The sequence below is a fragment of the Streptomyces sp. NBC_00299 genome (assembly GCF_036173045.1).
GTDB classification, from domain to species: domain Bacteria; phylum Actinomycetota; class Actinomycetes; order Streptomycetales; family Streptomycetaceae; genus Streptomyces; species Streptomyces machairae.
The window spans coordinates 4,781,974-4,802,436 of record NZ_CP108039.1 but is presented as its reverse complement, the minus strand read 5'-3'; the positions used below and the strand labels follow the sequence as shown (position 1 = coordinate 4,802,436).

The 20,463-nt window shown below is 71.8% G+C and carries 19 protein-coding genes and 1 tRNA gene; 13 read left to right on the top strand and 7 right to left on the bottom strand.

Annotated elements, in window-relative coordinates:
- Positions 1-17 precede the first annotated feature (17 nt).
- Both OHT51_RS21160 and OHT51_RS21155 read right to left on the bottom strand, forming a co-directional pair.
- Positions 18-536, bottom strand: coding sequence for an FHA domain-containing protein FhaB/FipA (locus OHT51_RS21160; RefSeq protein WP_328880500.1), 519 nt, complete (start codon positions 534-536; stop codon positions 18-20).
- 10 nt (positions 537-546) lie between these two features.
- Complete coding sequence (locus tag OHT51_RS21155; RefSeq protein WP_328880499.1) at positions 547-1,428, bottom strand: DUF3662 and FHA domain-containing protein; 882 nt, start codon at positions 1,426-1,428, stop codon at positions 547-549.
- A 539-nt stretch (positions 1,429-1,967) separates the two neighbouring features.
- On the opposite strand from OHT51_RS21155, the gene OHT51_RS21150 reads away from it, so the two are divergent.
- Positions 1,968-2,051 (top strand) — tRNA-Leu (locus tag OHT51_RS21150).
- Between the two features lie 144 nt (positions 2,052-2,195).
- Here OHT51_RS21150 and OHT51_RS21145 read toward each other — a convergent pair.
- Both OHT51_RS21145 and OHT51_RS21140 read right to left on the bottom strand, forming a co-directional pair.
- Positions 2,196-2,558: a DUF1304 domain-containing protein gene (locus OHT51_RS21145; protein WP_328880498.1), complete on the bottom strand. Its 363-nt coding sequence runs from the start codon at positions 2,556-2,558 to the stop codon at positions 2,196-2,198.
- A gap of 698 nt (positions 2,559-3,256) precedes the next feature.
- Positions 3,257-3,907 carry an FMN-dependent NADH-azoreductase gene (locus OHT51_RS21140; RefSeq protein WP_328880497.1) on the bottom strand — a complete coding sequence of 217 codons (651 nt, stop codon included), beginning with the start codon at positions 3,905-3,907 and terminating at the stop codon, positions 3,257-3,259.
- Between the two features lie 134 nt (positions 3,908-4,041).
- Between OHT51_RS21140 and OHT51_RS21135 the strand changes: the two genes are divergently transcribed.
- The 4 genes from OHT51_RS21135 (at position 4,042) to OHT51_RS21120 (ending at position 7,904) form a co-directional block, all read left to right on the top strand.
- Complete coding sequence (locus OHT51_RS21135; protein ID WP_328880496.1) at positions 4,042-4,404, top strand: winged helix-turn-helix transcriptional regulator; 363 nt, start codon at positions 4,042-4,044, stop codon at positions 4,402-4,404.
- 180 nt (positions 4,405-4,584) lie between these two features.
- On the top strand, positions 4,585-6,033 hold the full coding sequence (locus OHT51_RS21130) for a DUF2252 domain-containing protein (RefSeq protein WP_328880495.1): 1,449 nt from the start codon (positions 4,585-4,587) through the stop codon (positions 6,031-6,033).
- A gap of 531 nt (positions 6,034-6,564) precedes the next feature.
- Complete coding sequence (locus OHT51_RS21125; RefSeq protein ID WP_328880494.1) at positions 6,565-7,467, top strand: J domain-containing protein; 903 nt, start codon at positions 6,565-6,567, stop codon at positions 7,465-7,467.
- A 107-nt stretch (positions 7,468-7,574) separates the two neighbouring features.
- Positions 7,575-7,904, top strand: a complete 330-nt coding sequence (locus OHT51_RS21120) for a rhodanese-like domain-containing protein (protein WP_328430494.1) — start codon at positions 7,575-7,577, stop codon at positions 7,902-7,904.
- 46 nt (positions 7,905-7,950) lie between these two features.
- On the opposite strand, the gene OHT51_RS21115 is transcribed toward OHT51_RS21120, so the two are convergent.
- Positions 7,951-9,090, bottom strand: coding sequence for an acyl-CoA dehydrogenase family protein (locus OHT51_RS21115; protein WP_328880493.1), 1,140 nt, complete (start codon positions 9,088-9,090; stop codon positions 7,951-7,953).
- 249 nt (positions 9,091-9,339) lie between these two features.
- Here OHT51_RS21115 and OHT51_RS21110 point away from each other — a divergent pair, with 249 nt between their 5' ends.
- From OHT51_RS21110 to OHT51_RS21100, 3 genes are read left to right on the top strand one after another with little or no spacing between them, the layout of a single operon-like run.
- Entirely contained in the window at positions 9,340-10,119 is a 780-nt protein-coding gene (locus tag OHT51_RS21110) for a DUF5819 family protein (RefSeq protein WP_328880492.1), read from the top strand.
- Positions 10,116-11,342 (top strand): HTTM domain-containing protein, encoded by a 1,227-nt coding sequence (locus tag OHT51_RS21105; RefSeq protein ID WP_328880491.1) that lies wholly within the window; start codon positions 10,116-10,118, stop codon positions 11,340-11,342. The genes OHT51_RS21110 and OHT51_RS21105 overlap by 4 nt, the downstream gene beginning before the upstream one ends.
- Complete coding sequence (locus OHT51_RS21100) at positions 11,339-12,085, top strand: TrmH family RNA methyltransferase (RefSeq protein ID WP_328880490.1); 747 nt, start codon at positions 11,339-11,341, stop codon at positions 12,083-12,085. Before OHT51_RS21105 ends, OHT51_RS21100 begins: the two co-directional genes overlap by 4 nt.
- Here the strand turns inward: OHT51_RS21100 and paaN are convergent.
- Positions 12,082-13,773, bottom strand: coding sequence for a phenylacetic acid degradation protein PaaN (gene paaN / locus OHT51_RS21095; protein WP_328880489.1), 1,692 nt, complete (start codon positions 13,771-13,773; stop codon positions 12,082-12,084). The genes OHT51_RS21100 and paaN overlap by 4 nt on opposite strands.
- A 160-nt stretch (positions 13,774-13,933) precedes the next feature.
- Here paaN and OHT51_RS21090 point away from each other — a divergent pair, with 160 nt between their 5' ends.
- Together OHT51_RS21090 and OHT51_RS21085 are read left to right on the top strand one after the other, a co-directional pair.
- On the top strand, positions 13,934-15,460 hold the full coding sequence (locus OHT51_RS21090) for a 3-hydroxyacyl-CoA dehydrogenase (protein ID WP_328880488.1): 1,527 nt from the start codon (positions 13,934-13,936) through the stop codon (positions 15,458-15,460).
- On the top strand, positions 15,457-16,047 hold the full coding sequence (locus tag OHT51_RS21085) for a TetR/AcrR family transcriptional regulator (RefSeq protein WP_328880487.1): 591 nt from the start codon (positions 15,457-15,459) through the stop codon (positions 16,045-16,047). The genes OHT51_RS21090 and OHT51_RS21085 overlap by 4 nt, the downstream gene beginning before the upstream one ends.
- 145 nt (positions 16,048-16,192) lie before the next feature.
- Here OHT51_RS21085 and OHT51_RS21080 read toward each other — a convergent pair whose 3' ends face one another.
- The gene (locus OHT51_RS21080) at positions 16,193-16,678 is read right to left on the bottom strand and encodes an Lrp/AsnC family transcriptional regulator (RefSeq protein WP_328430493.1); all 486 of its coding nucleotides are present in this window, start codon (positions 16,676-16,678) and stop codon (positions 16,193-16,195) included.
- A 190-nt stretch (positions 16,679-16,868) separates the two neighbouring features.
- Here OHT51_RS21080 and pdhA point away from each other — a divergent pair, with 190 nt between their 5' ends.
- From pdhA to OHT51_RS21065, 3 genes are read left to right on the top strand one after another with little or no spacing between them, the layout of a single operon-like run.
- On the top strand, positions 16,869-18,005 hold the full coding sequence (gene pdhA, locus OHT51_RS21075) for a pyruvate dehydrogenase (acetyl-transferring) E1 component subunit alpha (RefSeq protein ID WP_328880486.1): 1,137 nt from the start codon (positions 16,869-16,871) through the stop codon (positions 18,003-18,005).
- The gene (locus tag OHT51_RS21070) at positions 18,002-19,006 is read left to right on the top strand and encodes an alpha-ketoacid dehydrogenase subunit beta (protein ID WP_328880485.1); all 1,005 of its coding nucleotides are present in this window, start codon (positions 18,002-18,004) and stop codon (positions 19,004-19,006) included. The genes pdhA and OHT51_RS21070 overlap by 4 nt, the downstream gene beginning before the upstream one ends.
- A complete protein-coding gene (locus tag OHT51_RS21065) occupies positions 19,006-20,400 on the top strand; it encodes a dihydrolipoamide acetyltransferase family protein (protein ID WP_328880484.1) in 1,395 nt (464 codons plus the stop codon). The genes OHT51_RS21070 and OHT51_RS21065 overlap by 1 nt, the downstream gene beginning before the upstream one ends.
- Positions 20,401-20,463 lie beyond the last annotated feature (63 nt).

Sequence of the window (20,463 nt, the reverse complement as noted above, 5' to 3'; positions counted from 1 at the left end):
GCTCGCTCATTGTCGTACTACTTCCGCAGCTCGATGACGGTCTTGCCGATGCGGATCGGCGCGCCCAGCGGAATCGGTGTCGGGGTCGTGAGCCGCGTTCGGTCGAGGTACGTGCCGTTGGTGGAGCCCAGGTCCTCGACGATCCACTGGCCGTCGCGGTCCGGGTAGATCCTGGCATGCCGGCTGGAGGCGTAGTCGTCGTCCAGCACGATCGTGCTGTCGTGCGCTCGGCCCAGGGTGATGGTCTGGCCCTGGAGCGCGACGGTGGTGCCGGTGAGGGTGCCTTCGGACACGACCAGCTTGGAGGGGGCGTTACGGCGCTGGCGGCCGCCGCCGCCCTGCTGGCCGCGCTGCTGCGGCGGGGTCGCCGCCTGCCGTGCGGCCTGCTGCGGCCGTGCGGCCTCGCGACGCGATCCGCGCTGTGTGACGCGCGTACCGAACAGGTCGCTGCGGATGACCTGCACGGCCACGATCACGAACAGCCACAGGACGGCCAGGAAACCCAGCCGCATGACCGTGAGGGTCAGCTCTGACATTGCCCCCGCTTCACCCTTCGGCTTGCCGGTAAATGATGGTGGTGCTGCCCACGACGATCCGCGAGCCGTCGCGGAGCGTAGCGCGGGTGGTGTGCTGCCCGTCCACCACGATGCCGTTGGTGGACCCGAGATCCGCGATCGTCGAGGGCGTTCCGGTCCGGATCTCACAGTGCCGGCGGGAGACGCCGGGGTCGTCGATCCGCACGTCGGCGTCGGTGCTGCGGCCCAGCACCAGCGTCGCGCGGGAGATCTGATGGCGGGTGCCGTTGATCTCGATCCAGTAGCGGGTGCGACCGCCGGCCGCGGGCGCGGCGGGGGGTCGCTGGCCGCCCGCGGGCTGCGGGTAGCCGTAGCCGCCGGGGCGGCCGCCGGGCGGCGGCGCGGCCGGCATGGGCGGGGCGCCCGCGGGTGCGGCGGCCGGCGGGTAGCCGTAGCCGCCCTGGGCGCCACCGCTGGCACCGGGCCGCCCGGCCGGGGCGACGGGTGCCGGGGCGGGCTGGCCGCCCTGCTGGTCGGCGGAGCCGGCGAGCGTGCGGCTGCGTACGCGGTACAGGCCGGTGTCGAGGTCTTCGGCCTTCTCCAGGTGGACCTTGATCGGGCCCATGAAGGTGTAGCGCTGCTGCTTGGCGTAGTCGCGGACCATGCCGGCGAGCTCGTCGCCGAGCTGGCCGGAGTATGGGCTCAGACGCTCGTGGTCCGGGGCGCTGAGCTCCACGATGAAGTCATTGGGGACGACCGTGCGGTCGCGGTTCCAGATGGTCGCGTTGTTGTCGCACTCGCGCTGGAGCGCTCCCGCGATCTCCACGGGCTGGACCTCGGACTTGAACACCTTGGCGAAGGTGCCGTTGACCAGACCTTCGAGACGCTGCTCGAACTTCTTCAGGACTCCCATGGGGCACCTCCTCCGTTGCCTGCTTCGTCCTTTTTCCCGCCGGGCGGGCACTGCCTTACCTGGTACTGCTTACTGATCGTATCCACGCGCCGGTGAATCGGCTGGTTCCCCCTGTCGGCCCGGTCGACAGGTGTCGACGCCCTCGAAGTTCCCTGTGGAGCTCCCCTTCGAACGCCTCACGGACACAGTCTTGCCATGGATCGTAGAGGCGGCCGGAGACCAGTGTCCCGCACCTGACTGTGGACCCCGACCGGCTCCTGGGGAGATGCGCGTTACCGGTACGAGGTTGATACGTGAACAGGTTCTCGTTGATACGGAGCGCGGGGCACCCCTTCTCGGCCCGGTCCGGGGCGGGCCGTCCCGACCGTGCTGGTGGGCGACTGTACGGCCGCCGCAGGGCATCCGCACGGCCTGCGCATGCCCGCTGCACGGCGGCTGCCTGGGGATAAGGGATGTGAATCCACCCTGGACGGCGTGCTAATGTTCTGCGTGTCGGAAGGCGCCGGACCGCAAGGGAAGAGCCCGAGGACACACCCAATGCGCGGGTGGCGGAATAGGCAGACGCGCTGGATTCAGGTTCCAGTGCCCGCAAGGGCGTGGGGGTTCAACTCCCCCCTCGCGCACCGTCGAAGAGGCGGCATCGTAATCACGATGCCGCCTCTTCTCGTTGTGCGGTGTTGCATTCGACACGGTGTGACCTCACGGCATCGGTACGCCTCCTCGGCGGCCGTGACCTGTGATGAAGCTCTCAAGCCACGGCGCTGTCCTCAGCCGGCTGCGAGAACCGTGGCGAGGGTCACTGCTGCGGGGAGGGCCTGGGCGAAGAGGATGCGGCGGTTGGCGGTGGCCGCGCCGTAGACGCCCGCGACGACGATGCAGGACAGGAAGAAGATCTGGACGCGGTATCCGGTCGGATCGTCGGCGATCAGGCCCCAGACCAGCCCCGCGGCGAGGAATCCGTTGTAGAGACCCTGGTTGGCCGCCAGCGGCGCGGTGGTGCGCGCCAACTCGGCGTCGAAGCCGGAGAAGCGGCGGCCCGGGCCGCGCTGCCACAGGAACATCTCCAGGACCAGGATGTAGACGTGCAGCAGCGCCATGAGGGCGACGAGGACGACAGAGGTCAGATGCATGCCGTGATTGTGCCGGTGGGGTGTGCGCGGTCGGTGACCGCGGTCGCCGCTAGGTCCTTCGGTCGGGCGGGGCCCCGGTCGGAGGCCGGGGCGCCCGGTCGGTCTTCCGGCTGAGGGGCTCGCTGCGAGGGCTGCGAGGGCTGCGAGGGCTTCGAACGGTGGACGTTCGGCCGAGGTGGCTGGTGCCGTCTCGGCGCGAGGTTGGAGATCACCTTCTCCAGGATTCCGCCGATGCCACCCGAGTCCCTCCTCCTTCGTCGTCCTTCGTCGCCGGAGTCCGGAGCTCGCCCGTAGGTCGCCGCGGCAGGTTGCCGCACGGGTGGCCGATCTCGACCGCCCTTTGCGGGGCGGGATTTCGGGCAGAGAGCCTTCGAGGGGCGGGGATACAGGGCCGGAGCGCGCCCCTCACGGCAGGACTAGGCGGGAGAGGGGCCGTGGGCCACGACCGGTGGTTCGGTCGCTTCGGTGCAGCGTGTCGGCGATTCCCCGTGCCGCATGACCCGTAGACCCGTGACCCATGCCCCCGTGACCGTGACCCATGAGGCGTCGCGAGACGTGCCTTCGCCGGCGGGTCGGGCGTCGTAGTGGCTCCCTGAGGCTGCGCAACGCCACGCGCGCGTAGGGCCCCGTTCGCCGGAGCGGGTCTCCCACGCGCACGTGGCTGCAGTGCGGCAGCCCTGCGGCAGCCCGCGACGTCGCTACGCCGCGAGCCGCTGGGCCAGCTGCTTCGCCTTCGCGGCGGCCTCGTCGAGGGCACGCTCGCGGGAGGCCTCGAAGAGGGGGACCAGCTCGGCCATCGCCGGGTTGGCCGGGGCCATCGTGAGCTCCGGAACGATGAACTCGAGGTCGGCGCCGAGGAAGTCGGCCAGGACTGCCGACAGGTAGTTCTGCACGTACTCGTAACCCTCGCGCGGAGTGCCCGGCCCGTACGCGCCGCCGCGGCTGGCCACGACGGTGACCGGGGTGCCCTTGACCGACTGGGCGTCGCCCGCGGTACGGCCGAACAGGACCACCTGGTCCAGCCAGGCCTTGAGCGTCGACGGAATCGTCAGGTTGTACATCGGGGCGCCGATCAGGACGGCGTCCGCACCCTCCAGTTCCTCGATCAGCGTCACGCGCTCGGCGAAGGCGGCGGCCTGCTCGGGGGTGTGCGTGGCCGGATCGGCGAAGCCGGCGGTGTGGGCGTGGGCGGAGATGTGCGGGACGGGGTTCAAGGCCAGGTCGCGGTGGATCACCGTGCCCTCGGGGTGCTGTTCCTGCCAGGTGCGGCGGAAGGCGTCGGTGACGGCGCGGGAGGAGGAGGCGTCGGTCGGGAAGACCGAGGAGTCGATGTGCAGAAGCGTTGCCATGGAGGTCTCCGGAGAAGCAGGGCAGCGGGCTGGATGCACCTTCCCGCAGTTACTGAGGATTCGTACTCGACTATGAATAACACAGTCACTTACTTTTTTTCATCCCCGTACCGCAGGGCAGTACCCTGAAGGGCATGGCGGGTGAGCAGAGTCACGACGTATCGGCGTGCAAACGGGTCGACGAGGGCATCACCCGCGTCTTCCAGCTCCTCGGAAAGCGCTGGACCGGCCCGATCGTGTCCGTTCTGACCGCGGGGCCCGCGTACTTCGTCGCCCTGCGCCGGGCGATTCCCGGCATCAGCGAGCGCATGCTCTCCGACCGGCTGACCGAACTCGCCGCAGCGGGACTGGTGGTGCGCGAGGTGTATGAGGGGCCGCCGCTGCGGGTGGTGTACCGGCTGACGGAGGCGGGCGCCGCGCTGGAGCCCGCGCTCACCGCGCTGGGTCTGTGGGCGCAGGAGTACTTGGCTGACGGAGTGGGGTCCGAGAGCTGCTGAGGCGGAGGGGCGGAGAACTTCCGAGGCGGATCGCGGCACTCTCGCCCCGGTGGCGCGGCATCACGTCGGGCGGCGTTTTCCACAACCGTGGAGTTGTCCACAGGGTCTGACGCGTTTCGGCCACCGGCTGTAACGTCGGCAGGAGTTGATGTTCGTGCGTGAGCGGGGGAGGCGGTCGGTATGACCGAGGTCGGTGCGGAGGCTGCGTCGCAGGTGGCTTCGGAGGCGTCGTCGGGGTCCGCGGCGCCTCGGCTGCCCCGTGTGCGCGGCTTCGCCGAGTGGCCCGGCGGCGGATCGCCCAAGGAGGACGGCAAGGCACTGCGCAAGCGGGTTCCGCGCGGTGACCACGCGGTTCTCGACCTCGACGCCGCCCGGCCCGACGCCGTGGCCGCAGTCGAGGAGTCCAACCTCGGCCGGCTCCCCGAACTCACGCCGATAAGGGTCGGCCGGATGGCGGCGACGCCCTTCGCGTTCCTGCGCGGCTCGGCGGGACTCATGGCGTACGACCTCGCCCGCACCCCCATGACTCGAATCCGCGCCCAGATCTGCGGTGACGCGCACGCGGCGAACTTCGGCCTGTACGGCGACGCGCGTGGCGGCCTGGTCATCGATCTGAACGACTTCGACGAGACGCTGTACGGCCCCTGGGAGTGGGACCTCAAGCGTCTCGCCACCTCGCTCGTGCTCGCGGGCCGGGAGGCGGGCGCGGATGAGGACGCGTGCCGCAAGGCGGCGAACGACACGGTGGGTGCCTACCGGCGCACCATGCGCCTGCTGGCCAAGCTCCCGGTGCTGGACGCGTGGAACGCGATCGCGAACGAGGAACTGGTCTCCCACACCGACGCCCATGACCTGATCGGCACGCTGGAGCGGGTCGCGGAGAAGGCGCGGGGCAACACCAGCGGGCGCTTCGCCGCGAAGTCGACGGAGCCGACCGGGCACGGAGGCCGCCGGTTCGTCGACGCCCCTCCGGTGCTGCGCCGGGTTCCGGACGCGGCGGCGGCGGCGGTCGCGTCGTCGCTGGAGAGCTACCTCAGCACGCTCTCCGAGGACCGCCACCCCCTGCTCTCCCGGCACGCGGTGCACGACGTGGCGTTCCGCGTGGTGGGCACGGGCAGCGTGGGCACACGCTCGTACGTCGTCCTGCTCCTGGACCACCGGGGCGAGTCGCTGGTCCTTCAGGTGAAGGAGGTCCGCCCCTCGGCCCTCGTCCCGCACCTGGTGACAGCCGGCTTCGAGGTGCCGGAGCCGGAGCACGAAGGGCGGCGCGTGGTGCTCGGACAGAAGCGGATGCAGGTGGTCAGCGACATTTTGCTGGGCTGGACGACGGTCGAGGGACGGCCCTTCCAGGTGCGTCAGTTCCGTAACCGCAAGGGCAGCGTCGACCCGGCCGCGCTGGCTGCCGACCAGATAGACGACTACGCCCGCATGACCGGGGCCCTACTGGCCCGCGCCCACTCCCACAGCGCCGACCCCCGCCTGATCGCCGGCTACTGCGGCAAGAACGAGGAACTGGACGAGGCGATCGCCGCATTCGCCGTCACGTACGCCGACCGCACGGAGGCGGATCACACTGCACTGGTGTCGGCGGTGCGGGCGGGGCGGATCGCGGCGGAGACGGGAGTGTGAGGGGCGGCGGCTGATTCGCGGGGAGGGCTCGGTGAGGTACGTCACCCTCGGCGCGGATTGGCCCCCGGGCGAGGCGGTCGGCGTGATCGGCCCGACCGCCTGTCTGGGCCGGCCGGCCCAGCTTGCGGAGGAGCTTTCGTGGCGGGGTGGGTGACCGTCGGCTGTTGCTACGTATAAGGGCGGGCGGGTAGGACCGGGGAGCAGCACCGTCCGCCGGGCCGAACGTCCAGGCCTCTCGGGCTCAGCCGCCCCACTCAACGCCGGCCCGAGCGGGACAGAGCGAGGGTCCTGTCCTACCGGGTGAAGGTCCGGGCGGCCGGCGCGAGGATCCGCAGCCGCCGGAGCGGAAACCCAGGGCCCGGGGCCAGGCCCAATGGGCGGACGTCCGTAGCCGCGGGGCGCGGGGCCAGGCCGGCGGGCGTGGCGGTTCGTAGCTGCAGGGCACGTTGGGCTCAGGGGCGGAGCGCCCTGGCCGTCGGCGCGGAGTCGCGGGGCACGAAGGGCCGGGCACACGTGGCCTACGCTGGTCGGGTGACGACGCCGGAAGCTGAACAGTCCCAGGCCGAGCCCGCTGGTGCGGGGACGTCGGGCGGTGCCGAGGTGCCCGCCGGCGGAGTTGAGCAGGGTGGTGAGGCACAGGTGCCGGCCGAGGACGGGGCGGAGCGGCCCGAGGCGCGGCTGGAGCGGGCCGTGCGGGCCGCCGAGCAGGCGTTGATCGAGTACGAGATCGCGGTGGAGACCTTCCGCGTCGAGGTGGAGAACTTCTCCCGGCTGCACCACCAGAAGCTCGGCCCGATGTACGCCCGCCTCGACGAGCTGGACGCCCGGATCGCCGAGGCCACCGCCGCCCGCACCGGCGACCCCGAGGACATCCGCAAGGCCGACGAGGCACGCGCCAGGGTGCTGCCGATGCCCGGCGTGGAGGAGCTGTTCCACGGCTGGATGGACGGCGAGGGGCTGTTCCCGGAGGCCGCGGCGATGCTGACGGACCAGCCGGTGCGGCCCCCGCAGCGGGTGCGCCCGAGCGACGAGGCCCGCAAGCTCTACCGCGAGCTGGCCCGCAGGGCCCACCCGGACCTCGCCCAGGAGGCGGCCGAGCGTTCGAGGCGCGAGGAGTTCATCACCCGCGTCAACGCGGCTTACGCCCGTGGCGACGAGGTGCTGCTGCGGGAGCTCGCCGAGGAGTGGGCCGCGGGACCGGTGCCGAAGGAGCAGGGCCCGACCCCGGCCGAGGAGCTCTACGCCCGACTCGAGTGGCTCGCCCAGCGCAAGGAGATGCTGGCCCTGGTCGCGAGCGAGCTGGAGGAGAGCGCGATCGGGGCGATGCTCCGCCTGGCCCCGGACGACCCCGACCGTCTCCTCGAAGAGATCGCCGACCAGCTCCTGGCCCAGGTCGAGGCGCGGGAAGCGGAACTGACGGCGCTGCTCGACTAGGGGCCGGAAATCGCCCACAAGGGGCCTGCGAGGGGCCTCCTCCTGGGAGCCCCGTCGGGCACCCGCGCCCGTCCGGTAGCGTCGGACTCATGCATTTCGGATCTGGCGTGCCGACAGTCGAGGTCACCGACCTCAAGGACGACGACTTCCTGCTGGACGTCCGTGAGGACGACGAGTGGCAGGCGGGTCACGCCGAGAAGGCCCTGCACATCCCCATCAGCGACTTCGTGGCCCGCTACGGCGAGCTGACCGAGGCCGCCCCGCAGGACGGCCGCGTCCATGTGATCTGCCGCTCCGGCGGTCGCTCGGCGCAGGTCGCGATGTACCTCGTCCAGCAGGGCATCGACGCCGTGAACGTCGACGGCGGCATGCAGGTGTGGGCGGCGGTGGGACGCCCCGTGGTGAACGACGAGGGCCAGCCGGGCTTCGTCCTGTAGGGACCGTGGGGACTGTATGTCCCCCAGGGCACCCCGTATCCGCAGGTCAGCCCAGCGGATGCGCCGCCAGCAGATCCCCCAGCGCCTCCTCGTGTGCCGCCGCCGGGCCGAGCGCCAGTTCAAGATGCTTGGCCCAGGCGTGGTACCGGTGCAGCGGATAGTCGACGTCGGCGCCGAAGCCGCCGTGCAGATGCTGGGCCGTCTGCACGACCCGGCGTACGCCCTCCGAGGCCCAGATCTTGGCCACGGCAACGTCTCCGGAGGCGGGCAGCGCTCCCGGCGCCCCCGAGGCGATCCGCCACGCGGCCTGCCACAGCGTGGCCTCCATCGCGCGCAGGTCGATGTAGCGGTCGGCGGACTGCACGGCGACCGCCTGGAACGTGGCGATCGGATGCCCGAACTGCTCCCGCTTGCCGGCGTACTCCGAGGTCATCCCCAGCACGCGCTCACCCAGCCCGAGCGCCAGCGCACAGGTCCCTGTGGCCAGCAGTTCGCGCAGCCACTCCCACGCCCCCTCGGCGTCGATGACGTCCCGTGCCGCCAGCTCCACCGAGTCCAGTCGCAGCTCTCCCAGCCGTTCCCCGCTGGTCGAGAACTGCTCGGCGAGCGCGACCCCCTGCGCCTCGCGCGGGACCAGCGCGAGGACGGTCCGGTCGGCGGCCGTACGGGCCGGTACGACGACGAGATCGGCGTCGTACGCCCAGGGCACCGCCGTCTGCACCCCGTCCAGCACCCACCCGGAGCCGGAGCCGTCCTGCCGGGCGGTCACCGCGAGCTCGGCCGGGTCGTGGCCGGTGCGGCCGTGCGCGGCGACCGTGAGCACGGCCTCCCCGCGCCCCGCCCGCGCGAGCAGCTCGGCCTTCAGCTCGGGGCCGCCGTACGCCTGGACGGCCGCCGTCGCCGCGCTGCTCTCCAGCAGCGGCACCCGTGCCAGTACCTTCGCCGACTCGCGCAGCACCAGGCAGAGCGCGACGGCGTCGAGGCCGGCTCCGCCGTACTCCTCGGCGAGCAGCAGGCTCAGCAGGTCGGCGTCCGCGAGCCGGCCCCACAGCGGGCGGTCGAAGTCGTCGGCGACGGCACCCGGCGTGAGCGCGGGCGAGGGCACGGAGTCCGGCGCGACCCCGGCGAACACCCCGCGCGCCGCCTCGGCCGCCGCCTGCTGCTCCTCGGTGAAGGTGAAGTCCACGGTCCCTGCCCTTCCACACGTCCACACCCACGGCGATCTGACGGAGCGTCAAGATAGAACAGGTTCTAGGAGAAGGGAATGCTCTGTGGAGGACCCACGCAGGGCCCCTTACAGCCGTGGAGGACCCCCGTAAGGTGTGGTCGACGTCGGCCCGGCTGGGGCTTTGCCCGGCGGGTGGGCCTGAGTACCGTTCCGGTGCGAGCGCCGAGGGCTGAAGGAAGACGGACCGGAATCGGGAAACGGGGCTACATGGACGCGTACGACGCAGGCTCGGCCGCCCGGCACGGGCCGGACGAGGAGCCGCGGGACGCCGCTGCCCCGTCCGCCGTCGAGCCGTCTGCCGTCCTGCCGGCCGCCGAGCCCCGCACCGGCGTGGCCGCCCTCTCCCTGCGCTACCAGATCGGTGCCGCCCTCGCCCTCGCGGTCGTGGCGATCGCCGTCTGTGTCCACATAGGCATGGTCTTTCTGCACGTCGCCCCGCCGAACACGGTCACCAAACAGCACGGCAAGGCGATAGACGACTGGATATACCCGGAGTTCGAACAGAACTGGAAGCTGTTCGCCCCCAACCCGCTGCAGCAGAACATCGCGGTGCAGGTCCGCGCCCAGGTCGGCACGGCCGACGGCGGGCGCCGCACGACCGGCTGGTACGACCTGTCCGCCCAGGACGGCCGGGCCATCGACGGCAATCTGCTGCCCAGCCACACCCAGCAGAACGAGCTGCGCCGGGCCTGGGACTTCTTCGTGGCCACGCATGACGCCGGGAACCGCCCCGTGGGCCTGCGCGGCGCCCTGTCCGAGACGTATCTGCGGCGCATCGTCGAGCTGCGCCTCGCCCGCGCGGACGCGACCGGTGAGAGCGGTGTCCTCGAACGCGTCCAGGTCCGCTCCCGCACCACCAACGTGCACCCGCCCAAGTGGAGCGACGAGCAGGTCTCCGACAAGCCGGCCTACCGGGTGCTGCCCTGGTGGCGGGTCACCGATGACACGACCGACAGCGCGGGCGCGCAAGAGGGGAGCGCCCGGTGAACCGCTTCTCCCTCGCGATCTCCGCCGGCATCGCCCGGGTCACCGAGTCCGCCCTCGGCCCGTACCAGACGGCCGTGATCCGCATCGGCTTCACGGCGACCTGGCTGCTGTTCCTGCTGCGTGAGTTCCCGCACCGCCAGGAGCTGTACGGCCCCGACGGCCCCTGGGACTTCGACCTGGCCCAGCAGCTGATCGGGACGAACGGCTCGTTCACGGCCCTGATCTGGTCGAGCAGCGAGTTCTGGTTCGAGAGCGTCTACGCCCTCGCGGTCCTGGCCGGTGTGCTGCTGCTGCTCGGCTGGCGCACCCGCACGATGTCCGTGCTCTTCATGGTCGGCGTGCTCTCGCTGCAGAACCGCTCCATCTTCATGGGCGACGGCGGCGACAACGTCCTGCACCTGATGTGCGTCTACCTCGTGTTCACGCGCTGCGGCCAGGTCTGGTCGCTGGACGAGCGCCGGGCCAGGCGTGCGGGCGAGGCACGCGCGCGTGGCGAGCGGGTCGGGCCGGACCGGATCGGTCCGCTCCTGTGGAGCGTGCTCGGGGTCGCGCTGGTCGCCGTGACCGCGGTGGGCCGTCTCGACGGCGACCTGACCGTGCCGCTGATCCTGTGGGGCGTCTGGCTCGCACTGGCCGTCCGATGGATCGTGCGCCGCCTCGCGCGGACCGACGAGCCCCGCATCCTGCTCGACGTCATCGGCAACATCGTCCACAACGGCGCCCTGCTGGTGATCATGGCCGAGGCGTGCCTGATCTACGCGACCGCCGGCTGGTACAAGATCCAGGGCTCCCGCTGGCAGGACGGCACCGCCGTCCACTACCCGCTGCACCTCGACTACTTCTCGCCGTGGCCCGCCCTCGCCGACCTGCTGTCCTCCAGCGGCACGATGGTGATGCTCATCACCTACGGCACGGTCATCGTGCAGGTCGCCTTCCCGTTCACGCTGTTCAACCGGCGGGTCAAGAACGTCCTGCTGGCCGCGATGATCACCGAGCACGCCGTGATCGCGGTCGTTCTCGGGCTGCCGTTCTTCTCCCTGGCGATGATCGCGGCCGACGCGGTCTTCCTGCCGACATCGTTCCTGCGCCGCCTGGGCGGCTGGGCGGCACGCACGCGTGGCGGGCTGTCGAGGCTGGTCCGGCGCGGTGACGAGCCCACGGAACTGCCGGGGCCGCGCACCCCGGAGAACCCCGAGCACGCGCACGTAGGCTTCACGGCATGACCGTGACCTCCTGGAACCGGCTCGCCGGCACCTCCGTGCTGCTCGACGGCTTCCACGCCCTCAAGCACGCCGTGCGCTTCGGCGCCGAGGTCCCGGTCGCGGTCGCCGTCGACCGGGCTGCGGCGCTGGCCCTGGCCGACGAGCTGGCGCCCGACGTACGGGACGCCCTGGACGCGCTCCTGACACAGGTCCCGGAGTCGACGTACACCTCGCTGGTGCCGCGTCCGCACCCCACCGGGGTCGCCGCCCTCGCGGTACGGCCGCCTCGCGCCGCCAACCTGGAGAAGCTGGCGCACACCCCGCGCACCGCCCCCGTCGTGGTCCTCGACAACCCGCGCAACCTGGGCAACGCAGGCGCTGTGATCCGTCTGGCCGCCGGCTTCGGCGCGACCGGCGTCGTCACCACCGGCACTCTCGACCCCTGGCATCCGACGGTCGTACGCGGCGGAGCGGGGCTGCACTTCGCGACCGCCGTGGAGCGGCTGGGCGTCGAAGAGCTGCCGCCCGGACCGCTGTTCGCCCTGGACCCCGAGGGCGACGACATCCGGGGCAGCAAGCTCCCGGACGACGCCGTCCTCGCCTTCGGCTCCGAACGCACCGGCCTGTCGGCCGAACTACGCGCGCGTGCCGACCATTTGGTGGCCTTGCCGATGCGCCCCAAGGTCTCCAGCTACAACCTTGCGACGAGCGTGGCGATGACGCTGTACCACTGGAGTCTCACCGGGGGCGCCTTCAGGGCTTAGGCCTCCCGGCGCACCTCGACGACCCGGAACCGGTTCGCCACGAACGCTCCGTCGCACAGTGCCGAGTTGGCCGCCGGGTTGCCGCCCGACCCGTGGAAGTCCGAGAACGCGGCCGTCTGGTTCACGTACACCCCGCCCGTGAGGTTCAGCGACAGCTGGGCCGCCTCCTCCAGGCACGCCTCCTGCACGGCCTGCTCGACCTCGTCGTCGGTGGTGTACGCACCGACCGTCATCGCCCCCTTCTCGCGCACGGTCCGCCGCAGCAGCTCCACCGCGTCCGCGGCCGAGTCGACCGCGACGGCGAAGGAGACAGGGCCGAAGCACTCGCTCATGTAGGCGGCCTCGTCGTCCGGCTTGGCGCCGTCCAGCTTCACGATCACCGGCGTACGGACCACCGCGTCCGGGAACTCCGGGTTCGCGATCTCGCGGGAGGCGAGCGCGACTTCGCCGAGGCCGGCGGCAGCCTCCAGGCGCGCCTTGACGTCGGGGTTGACGATCGCGCCGAGCAGCGCGTTCGCGCGGGCGTCGTCGCCGAGGAGGCCGTCGACCGAGCGGGCGAGGTCGGCGACGACCTCGTCGAAGGTCCGCGGGCCCTCCTCGGTGCGGATGCCGTCACGGGGGATCAGCAGGTTCTGCGGGGTGGTGCACATCTGGCCGCTGTAAAGGGACAGCGAGAAGGCCAGGTTGGACAGCATGCCCTTGTAGTCGTCCGTCGAGTCGACGATCACCGTGTTGACGCCGGCCTTCTCCGTGTAGACCTGCGCCTGGCGGGCGTTGGCCTCCAGCCAGTCGCCGAACACGGTCGAGCCCGTGTAGTCGATGATCCGGATCTCCGGGCGCGTGGCCAGCGTCTTGGCGATGCCCTCACCGGGGCGCTCGGCGGCCAGCGCGACCAGGTTCGCGTCGAAGCCCGCCTCGGCGAGCACCTGCCGGGCGACCTGCACGGTGAGCGCGAGCGGCAGGACCGCGCGCGGGTGGGGCTTCACCAGGACCGCGTTGCCGGTGGCGAGGGAGGCGAACAGGCCCGGGTAGCCGTTCCAGGTCGGGAAGGTGTTGCAGCCGATGACCATCGCGATCCCGCGCGGGACCGGCGTGAACTGCTTGTTCAGGGCGAGCGGGTCGCGCTTGCCCTGCGGCTTGGTCCACTCCGCCGTGTCGGGGGTGCGGACCTGCTCGACGTACGCGTACGCCACCGCCTCCATGCCGCGGTCCTGAGCGTGCGGGCCGCCGGCCTGGAACGACATCATGAAGGCCTGGCCGGAGGTGTGCATGACCGCGTGCGCGAACTCGTGCGTGCGGTCGCTGATCCGCTTGAGGATCTCCAGACAGACCACCGCGCGCATCTCCGCGCCCGCGTCGCGCCACGCCCGCATGCCGGACTTCATGGCGGGCAGCAGCTGGTCGATGTCCGCGTGCGGGTACTCGACGCCCAGGTCGATGCCGTACGGAGAGGCCTCGCCGCCCACCCAGCCGTCGGTGCCGGGCTGGCCGAGGTCGAGGCGACCGCCGAGGAGGGCGTCGAAGGCGGCCTTGCCCGCCGCCGCGTCCAGGCTGCCGTTCTCGCCGTAGGCCTTGGGGTGCTCGGGGTGCGGGGACCAGTACGCACGTGTGCGGATCGCTTCCAGCGCCTGGTCGAGGGTGGGCCGGTGCTTGGCGATCAGCTCGTGGGCGGTCAGTTCGGCGGCCATGCGGGACCAACTCCTCGTTTCAAGAGCTCTCCGTCGAGCTCATGACCTGGGCAGAAACATGGGCAGGAAAGGCCAGTCAGAGTTAGAGTAACCGAACGATCGGTCGGTTCAAGGGGGTCCGCCGCATCTGTGGAAAACCCCGTGCGGGAGGATCGCGCTCATGACAGCACTCGACCTCAGCAGCCCCGTGGCCGTCGTCGGCACCGGCACCATGGGCCAGGGCATCGCCCAGGTCGCGTTGGTGGCGGGCCACCCCGTACGGCTGTACGACGCTGCTCCGGGACGCGCCCAGGACGCCGCCGACTCGATCGGCGCGCGCCTCGACCGGCTCGTCGAGAAGGACCGCCTCACCGGCGCCGACCGGGACGCGGCCCGCGCGCGACTGCTGCCCGCCGAGTCCCTCACCGAGCTCGCGGACTGCGCCCTGGTGATCGAGGCCGTCCTGGAGCGCCTCGACGTCAAACAGGAGCTCTTCCGCGAGCTGGAGGGCGTCGTCGGCGAGGACTGCCTGCTCGCCACCAACACCTCGTCCCTGTCGGTGACGGCCATCGGCGGAGCTCTGGACAACCCCGGCCGCTTCGTCGGCCTGCACTTCTTCAACCCCGCGCCGCTGCTGCCGCTGGTCGAGGTCGTCTCCGGGTTCGCCACCGACGTCACGTCGGCCACGCGCGCGTACGAGACGGCTCGCGCGTGGGGCAAGACGCCGGTCGCCTGCGCGGACACTCCCGGCTTCATCGTCAACCGCATCGCGCGGCCCTTCTACGCCGAGGCCTTCGCGGTCTACGAGGCCCAGGGCGCGGATCCGGCCACCATCGACGCCGTCCTGCGCGAGTGCGGCGGCTTCAGGATGGGCGCGTTCGAGCTGACCGACCTCATCGGGCAGGACGTCAACGAATCCGTCACGCACTCCGTGTGGCAGTCCTTCTTCCAGGACGCGCGCTTCACGCCCTCGCTCGCCCAGCGGCGCCTGGTCGAGTCCGGCCGGCTCGGCCGCAAGAGCGGACACGGCTGGTACGACTATTCCGATGAGGCCGCGGCTGCCGAGGCCGCCGAGCCGCACACCGCGGAGAAGGCCCGGCAGCCCGCCTACGTCGTCATCGAGGGCGATCTGGGCCCCGCCTCCGAGCTGCTCACGCTGATCCGCGAGGCGGGCATTCCGGTCCGCGAGGAGGACGAGGACCACGGCAGCCGCCTGGTGCTGCCCGGCGGCGGCCAGCTCGCGCTCGCCGACGGCCAGACGTCGGTGGAGTTCCGGGACGTCGTCTACTTCGACCTCGCCGTCGACTACCGCCGGGCCACCCGGATCGCGCTGTCCGCCTCCCAGGACACCTCGCCGCAGACCCTCGCCGAGGCCACCGGCCTCTTCCAGGCGCTCGGCAAGGACGTCAGCGTCATCGGCGACGTCCCCGGCATGATCGTCGCCCGCACGGTCGCCCGGGTGGTCGACCTCGCGCACGACGCGGTCGCCAAGGGAGTGGCCACCGAGGAGGACATCGACACGGCGATGCGCCTCGGCGTGAACTACCCGCTCGGTCCCTTCGAGTGGAGCCGCAGGCTCGGCCGCAACTGGGCGTACGCCCTGCTCGACGACCTGCACCTGCGCGACCCCTCCGGGCGCTACGCACCGTCCCTCGCGCTGTACCGCCACGCGTACGCCTCCGACAAGCGGGAGGGCAGCACCTCATGACCACCGCCAAGCGCGACACGTACACCCCGGAGACGCTGCTCTCCGTCGCCGTGCAGGTCTTCAACGAGCGCGGCTACGACGGCACCTCCATGGAGCACCTCTCCCGCGCGGCCGGCATCTCCAAGTCGTCGATCTACCACCACGTCACGGGCAAGGAGGAGTTGCTGCGCCGGGCTGTCAGCCGGGCGCTGGACGGCCTCTTCGGGATCCTCGACGAGGAGCAGGCGCGCGGGGGGCACGCCGCCGACCGGCTGGAATACGTCGTCCGGCGCATGGTCGAGGTGCTCATAGCGGAGCTGCCGTACGTGACGCTGCTGCTGCGGGTGCGCGGCAACACCGACGCCGAGCGGTGGGCCCTCGAACGGCGCCGCGACTTCGACCACCAGGTCGCCGCCCTGCTGAAGGCGGCCGCCGCCGACGGGGAGGTGCGCGCCGACGTGGAGGTCCGGCTGGCGACGCGACTCGTCTTCGGCATGATCAACTCGATCGTCGAGTGGTACCGCCCCGACGGCCGCGGCATGAACGAGCGCGAGGTCGCCGACACGGTGGCGCGGCTGGTCTTCGGGGGACTGCGCCGGGCGAGCTGACCTGGGAGGTCATCGACCTTGCGTTACGGAGTACGCGCGCGTGGGCGGGTGAGTACGCCGCCCGATGGGCCGGGACTCCTTCCGCTGCTGTTCGCGATGCTGATGGCCAGGGCGATGGCCTCGGGCTGACCGTCCGACTCGGCCCTCAGCCCTGCGGCTCCAGGTCCTCCTCCTCGAACACCAGCAGCGTGCGCGTGCTGAGCACCTCGGGGATCGCCTGGAGGCGGGTGAGGACCAGTTCGCGCAGGGCCCTGTTGTCGGAGGTGTGGACCAGCAGCAGGACATCGAAATCGCCCCCGACGAGGGCGATGTGTGAGGCGCCCGGCAGCTGTCTGAGCTGCTCGCGGACCGTGCGCCAGGTGTTCTGGACGATCTTGAGGGTGATGTAGGCCGAGGTTCCGTGACCGGCGCGTTCGTGGTTGACGCGGGCGCCGAAACCGCGGATGACGCCGTCCTCGACGAGGCGGTTGATGCGCGCGTAGGCGTTGGCGCGGGAGACATGGACCCGCTCGGCGACCGACCGTATCGACGCGCGGCCGTCCGCCTGGAGCATCTGCAGGATGTCCTCGTCGATGGCGTCGAGCGGGCGCGCGGGTGGCAGGGGAGCGCCGTCGTCCGGGCTTTCGGCCATTTGTTCAGGCGCCATGTCCCCCCACCTTCCCTCCGTGGACGTACTGCGTTCATTGGAGGCTGTGGAGAACCGTTTGTCCACAGCCTGAGGGCGCCTGTAGCCAAAATGTGCCGACGACCGAACAATCGGTAGGTGAGGCGCGTCACTGGAGCTGCGCCTCCCGTAGCCGCTCCCACGAGGAGGTGCCGTCATGACGGTCATGGAGCAGCGAGGCGCGTACCGGCCATCGCCGCCGCCCGCCTGGCAGCCCCGCATGGACCCCGCGCCGCTGCTGCCCGACGCCGAGCCGTACCGCGTCCTCGGCACCGAGGCCGCCGCGAAGGCCGACCCGGACCTGCTGCGCCGGCTGTACGCCGCGCTGGTCCGCGGCCGCCGGTACAACGTGCAGGCGACCGCGCTGACCAAGCAGGGCCGACTCGCCGTCTACCCGTCCAGCACCGGCCAGGAGGCCTGCGAGGTCGCCGCCGCGCTGGCGCTTCAGGAGCGCGACTGGCTCTTCCCGAGCTACCGCGACACCCTCGCCGCCGTCGCACGCGGCGTGGACCCCGTCGCCGCGCTGACCCTCCTGCGCGGCGACTGGCACACCGGCTACGACCCGTACGAGCACCGCGTGGCCCCCCTGTGCACGCCGCTCGCCACCCAGCTCCCGCACGCCGTCGGCCTCGCGCACGCCGCCCGCCTCAAGGGCGACGACGTGGTCGCGCTCGCCATGGTCGGCGACGGCGGCACCAGCGAGGGCGACTTCCACGAGGCGCTGAACTTCGCCGCCGTATGGCAGGCGCCGGTCGTCTTCCTCGTCCAGAACAACGGCTTCGCGATCTCCGTCCCGCTCGCCAAGCAGACCGCGGCCCCGTCGCTGGCCCACAAGGCCGTCGGCTACGGCATGCCCGGCCGCCTGGTCGACGGCAACGACGCGGCCGCCGTGCACGAGGTGCTGAGCGACGCCGTACAGCATGCGCGCGCGGGCGGCGGTCCCACGCTGATCGAGGCGATCACCTACCGCATCGACGCCCACACCAACGCCGACGACGCGACCCGCTACCGCGGCGACTCCGAGGTCGAGACCTGGCGCGGGCACGACCCGATCACGCTCCTGGAGCACGAGCTGACCGAGCGCGGCCTGCTCGACGAGGCCGGCAAGCAGGCCGCCCGGGACGCCGCCGAAACCATGGCCGCCGACCTGCGCGAACGCATGAACCAGGACCCGGCGCTCGACCCGATGGACCTGTTCGGCCACGTGTACGCCGAGCCCACCCAGCAACTGCGGGAACAGCAGGCCCAGTTGAGGGCCGAGCTCGAAGCCGAGTCGGAAGGGTCGCACCGATGACCACCGTCGCCGCCAAGCCGGCCACCATGGCGCAGGCCCTCACGCGCGGGCTGCGCGACGCCATGGCGGACGACCCCACCGTGCACGTCATGGGTGAGGACGTCGGCACCCTCGGCGGTGTCTTCCGGGTCACCGACGGGCTCGCCAAGGAGTTCGGCGAGGACCGCTGCACCGACACGCCGCTGGCCGAGGCGGGCATCCTGGGCACCGCGGTGGGCATGGCCATGTACGGACTGCGCCCGGTCGTGGAGATGCAGTTCGACGCGTTCGCCTATCCGGCGTTCGAGCAGCTCATCTCGCATGTGGCGCGCACGCGCAACCGCACCCGCGGCAGGATGCCGCTCCCCATCACCATCCGCGTCCCCTACGGCGGCGGCATCGGCGGCGTCGAGCACCACAGCGACTCGTCCGAGGCGTACTACATGGCGACTCCGGGGCTCCATGTCGTCACGCCCGCGACCGTCGCCGACGCCTACGGACTGCTGCGCGCCGCCATCGCCTCCGACGACCCGGTCGTCTTCCTGGAGCCGAAGCGGCTGTACTGGTCGAAGGACACCTGGAACCCGGACGAGCCGCAGAGCGTTGAACCGATTGGCCGCGCGGTGGTGCGGCGCTCCGGCCGGAGCGCCACGCTCATCACGTACGGACCGTCCGTGCCCGTCTGCCTCGAAGCCGCCGAGGCGGCCCGGGAGGAGGGGTGGGACCTGGAGGTCGTCGATCTGCGCTCACTGGTGCCGTTCGACGACGAGACGGTCAGCGCCTCGGTACGACGGACCGGGCGAGCGGTCGTCGTGCACGAGTCGGGCGGGTTCGGCGGCCCGGGAGGGGAGATCGCGGCCCGGGTCACGGAGCGCTGCTTCCACCACCTGGAGGCGCCGGTGCTGCGCGTGGCCGGGTTCGACATCCCCTACCCGCCGCCGATGCTGGAGCGTCACCACCTGCCCGGCGTGGACCGGATCCTGGACGCCGTGGGGCGTCTGCAGTGGGAGGCCGAGAGCTGATGGCACAGGTGTTGGAGTTCAAGCTCCCCGACCTCGGGGAGGGGCTCACCGAGGCGGAGATCGTCCGCTGGCTGGTGGAGGTCGGTGACGTCGTCGCCGTCGACCAGCCGGTTGTCGAGGTCGAGACGGCCAAGGCGATGGTCGACGTCCCCTGCCCCTACGCCGGGGTGGTCACGGCCCGCTTCGGCGAGGAGGGCTCCGAGCTTCCCGTGGGGGCGCCGCTGCTGACGGTGGCCGTCGGCGCGCCCGCCTCCGACGGCCCGGCCGGGGACTCGGGTGCGGCCTCGGACAAGGGCTCCGGCAATGTCCTGGTCGGCTACGGCACCTCCGAGGCGCCGGCGCGACGCAGGAGGGTGCGCCCGGGGGAGTCGGCACCTGCCGTACCCGTGGAACCCGTGTCCGCCAACGGCGCCGCGGCCGCGCGGGAGGTGAGCGAGGGGCCTGTGCCCGTCATCTCGCCCCTGGTCCGCCGCCTCGCCCGGGAGAACGGCCTGGACCTCAGGGAGTTGCACGGCTCCGGGCCGGAGGGGCTGATCCTGCGCGCCGACGTCGAGTACGCCCTGCGGGCCGCCCAGGCACACGGGCGCACGGCACCGCCGGCGGCCGAGCCGCACACCCGCGTGACACCCGCCCCGGCACCGGCCACGGCTTCCTCCGCCGCCGTCCCGACCGCGCAGCCCCCCGTCCGCTCCTCCGCCCCTCCCGCCGGTATCCGCACCCCCCTCAAGGGCGTCCGCGGTGCGGTGGCCGACAAGCTCTCCCGCAGCCGGCGGGAGATCCCGGACGCGACCTGCTGGGTGGACGCGGACGCGACTGAGCTCATGCGGGCGCGGGCCGCGATGAACGCGGCAGGGGGACCGAAGATCTCCCTGATCGCCCTGCTGGCCCGCATCACCACCGCCGCCCTGGCCCGGTTCCCCGAGCTCAACTCCACGGTCGACATGGAGGCCAGGGAGGTCGTCCAGTTCGACCATGTGCACCTCGGGTTCGCCGCGCAGACCGAGCGCGGGCTCGTCGTCCCGGTCGTACGGGACGCGCACGCGCGGGACGCGGAGTCACTGACGGCGGAGTTCGCCAGGCTGACCGAGGCGGGCCGCACGGGCACCCTCACACCGGCGGAACTCACCGGCGGCACCTTCACGTTGAACAACTACGGTGTGTTCGGCGTCGACGGCTCCACCCCGATCATCAACCACCCCGAGGCCGCGATGCTCGGCGTCGGCCGCATCATCCCCAAGCCCTGGGTGCACGAGGGTGAACTGGCGGTGCGGCAGCTCGTCGAGCTCTCGCTCACCTTCGACCACCGGGTCTGTGACGGCGGCACCGCGGGCGGCTTCCTGCGGTATGTGGCGGACTGCGTGGAACACCCGGCGGTGCTGCTGCGCACGCTGTGACGAGGCCCCCCGAGTTTCGGCTGCTTCCCCTGCGTTCCCTGTGATCGCCAAGGCACGCATACT

Excerpts from the sequence above, each read along its gene's own strand:
- OHT51_RS21145 (WP_328880498.1), bottom strand. The coding sequence starts at position 2,558 with ATGCATCTGACCTCTGTCGTCCTCGTCGCCCTCATGGCGCTGCTGCAC.
- OHT51_RS21130 (WP_328880495.1), top strand. The coding sequence starts at position 4,585 with ATGACCGAGGTCGGTGCGGAGGCTGCGTCGCAGGTGGCTTCGGAGGCG.
- OHT51_RS21140 (WP_328880497.1), bottom strand. The coding sequence starts at position 3,907 with ATGGCAACGCTTCTGCACATCGACTCCTCGGTCTTCCCGACCGACGCC.
- OHT51_RS21100 (WP_328880490.1), top strand. The coding sequence starts at position 11,339 with ATGACCGTGACCTCCTGGAACCGGCTCGCCGGCACCTCCGTGCTGCTC.
- OHT51_RS21155 (WP_328880499.1), bottom strand. The coding sequence starts at position 1,428 with ATGGGAGTCCTGAAGAAGTTCGAGCAGCGTCTCGAAGGTCTGGTCAAC.
- OHT51_RS21160 (WP_328880500.1), bottom strand. The coding sequence starts at position 536 with ATGTCAGAGCTGACCCTCACGGTCATGCGGCTGGGTTTCCTGGCCGTC.
- OHT51_RS21085 (WP_328880487.1), top strand. The coding sequence starts at position 15,457 with ATGACCACCGCCAAGCGCGACACGTACACCCCGGAGACGCTGCTCTCC.
- OHT51_RS21135 (WP_328880496.1), top strand. The coding sequence starts at position 4,042 with ATGGCGGGTGAGCAGAGTCACGACGTATCGGCGTGCAAACGGGTCGAC.
- OHT51_RS21080 (WP_328430493.1), bottom strand. The coding sequence starts at position 16,678 with ATGGCCGAAAGCCCGGACGACGGCGCTCCCCTGCCACCCGCGCGCCCG.
- paaN (WP_328880489.1), bottom strand. The coding sequence starts at position 13,773 with ATGGCCGCCGAACTGACCGCCCACGAGCTGATCGCCAAGCACCGGCCC.
- OHT51_RS21070 (WP_328880485.1), top strand. The coding sequence starts at position 18,002 with ATGACCACCGTCGCCGCCAAGCCGGCCACCATGGCGCAGGCCCTCACG.
- pdhA (WP_328880486.1), top strand. The coding sequence starts at position 16,869 with ATGACGGTCATGGAGCAGCGAGGCGCGTACCGGCCATCGCCGCCGCCC.
- OHT51_RS21090 (WP_328880488.1), top strand. The coding sequence starts at position 13,934 with ATGACAGCACTCGACCTCAGCAGCCCCGTGGCCGTCGTCGGCACCGGC.
- OHT51_RS21065 (WP_328880484.1), top strand. The coding sequence starts at position 19,006 with ATGGCACAGGTGTTGGAGTTCAAGCTCCCCGACCTCGGGGAGGGGCTC.
- OHT51_RS21110 (WP_328880492.1), top strand. The coding sequence starts at position 9,340 with ATGGACGCGTACGACGCAGGCTCGGCCGCCCGGCACGGGCCGGACGAG.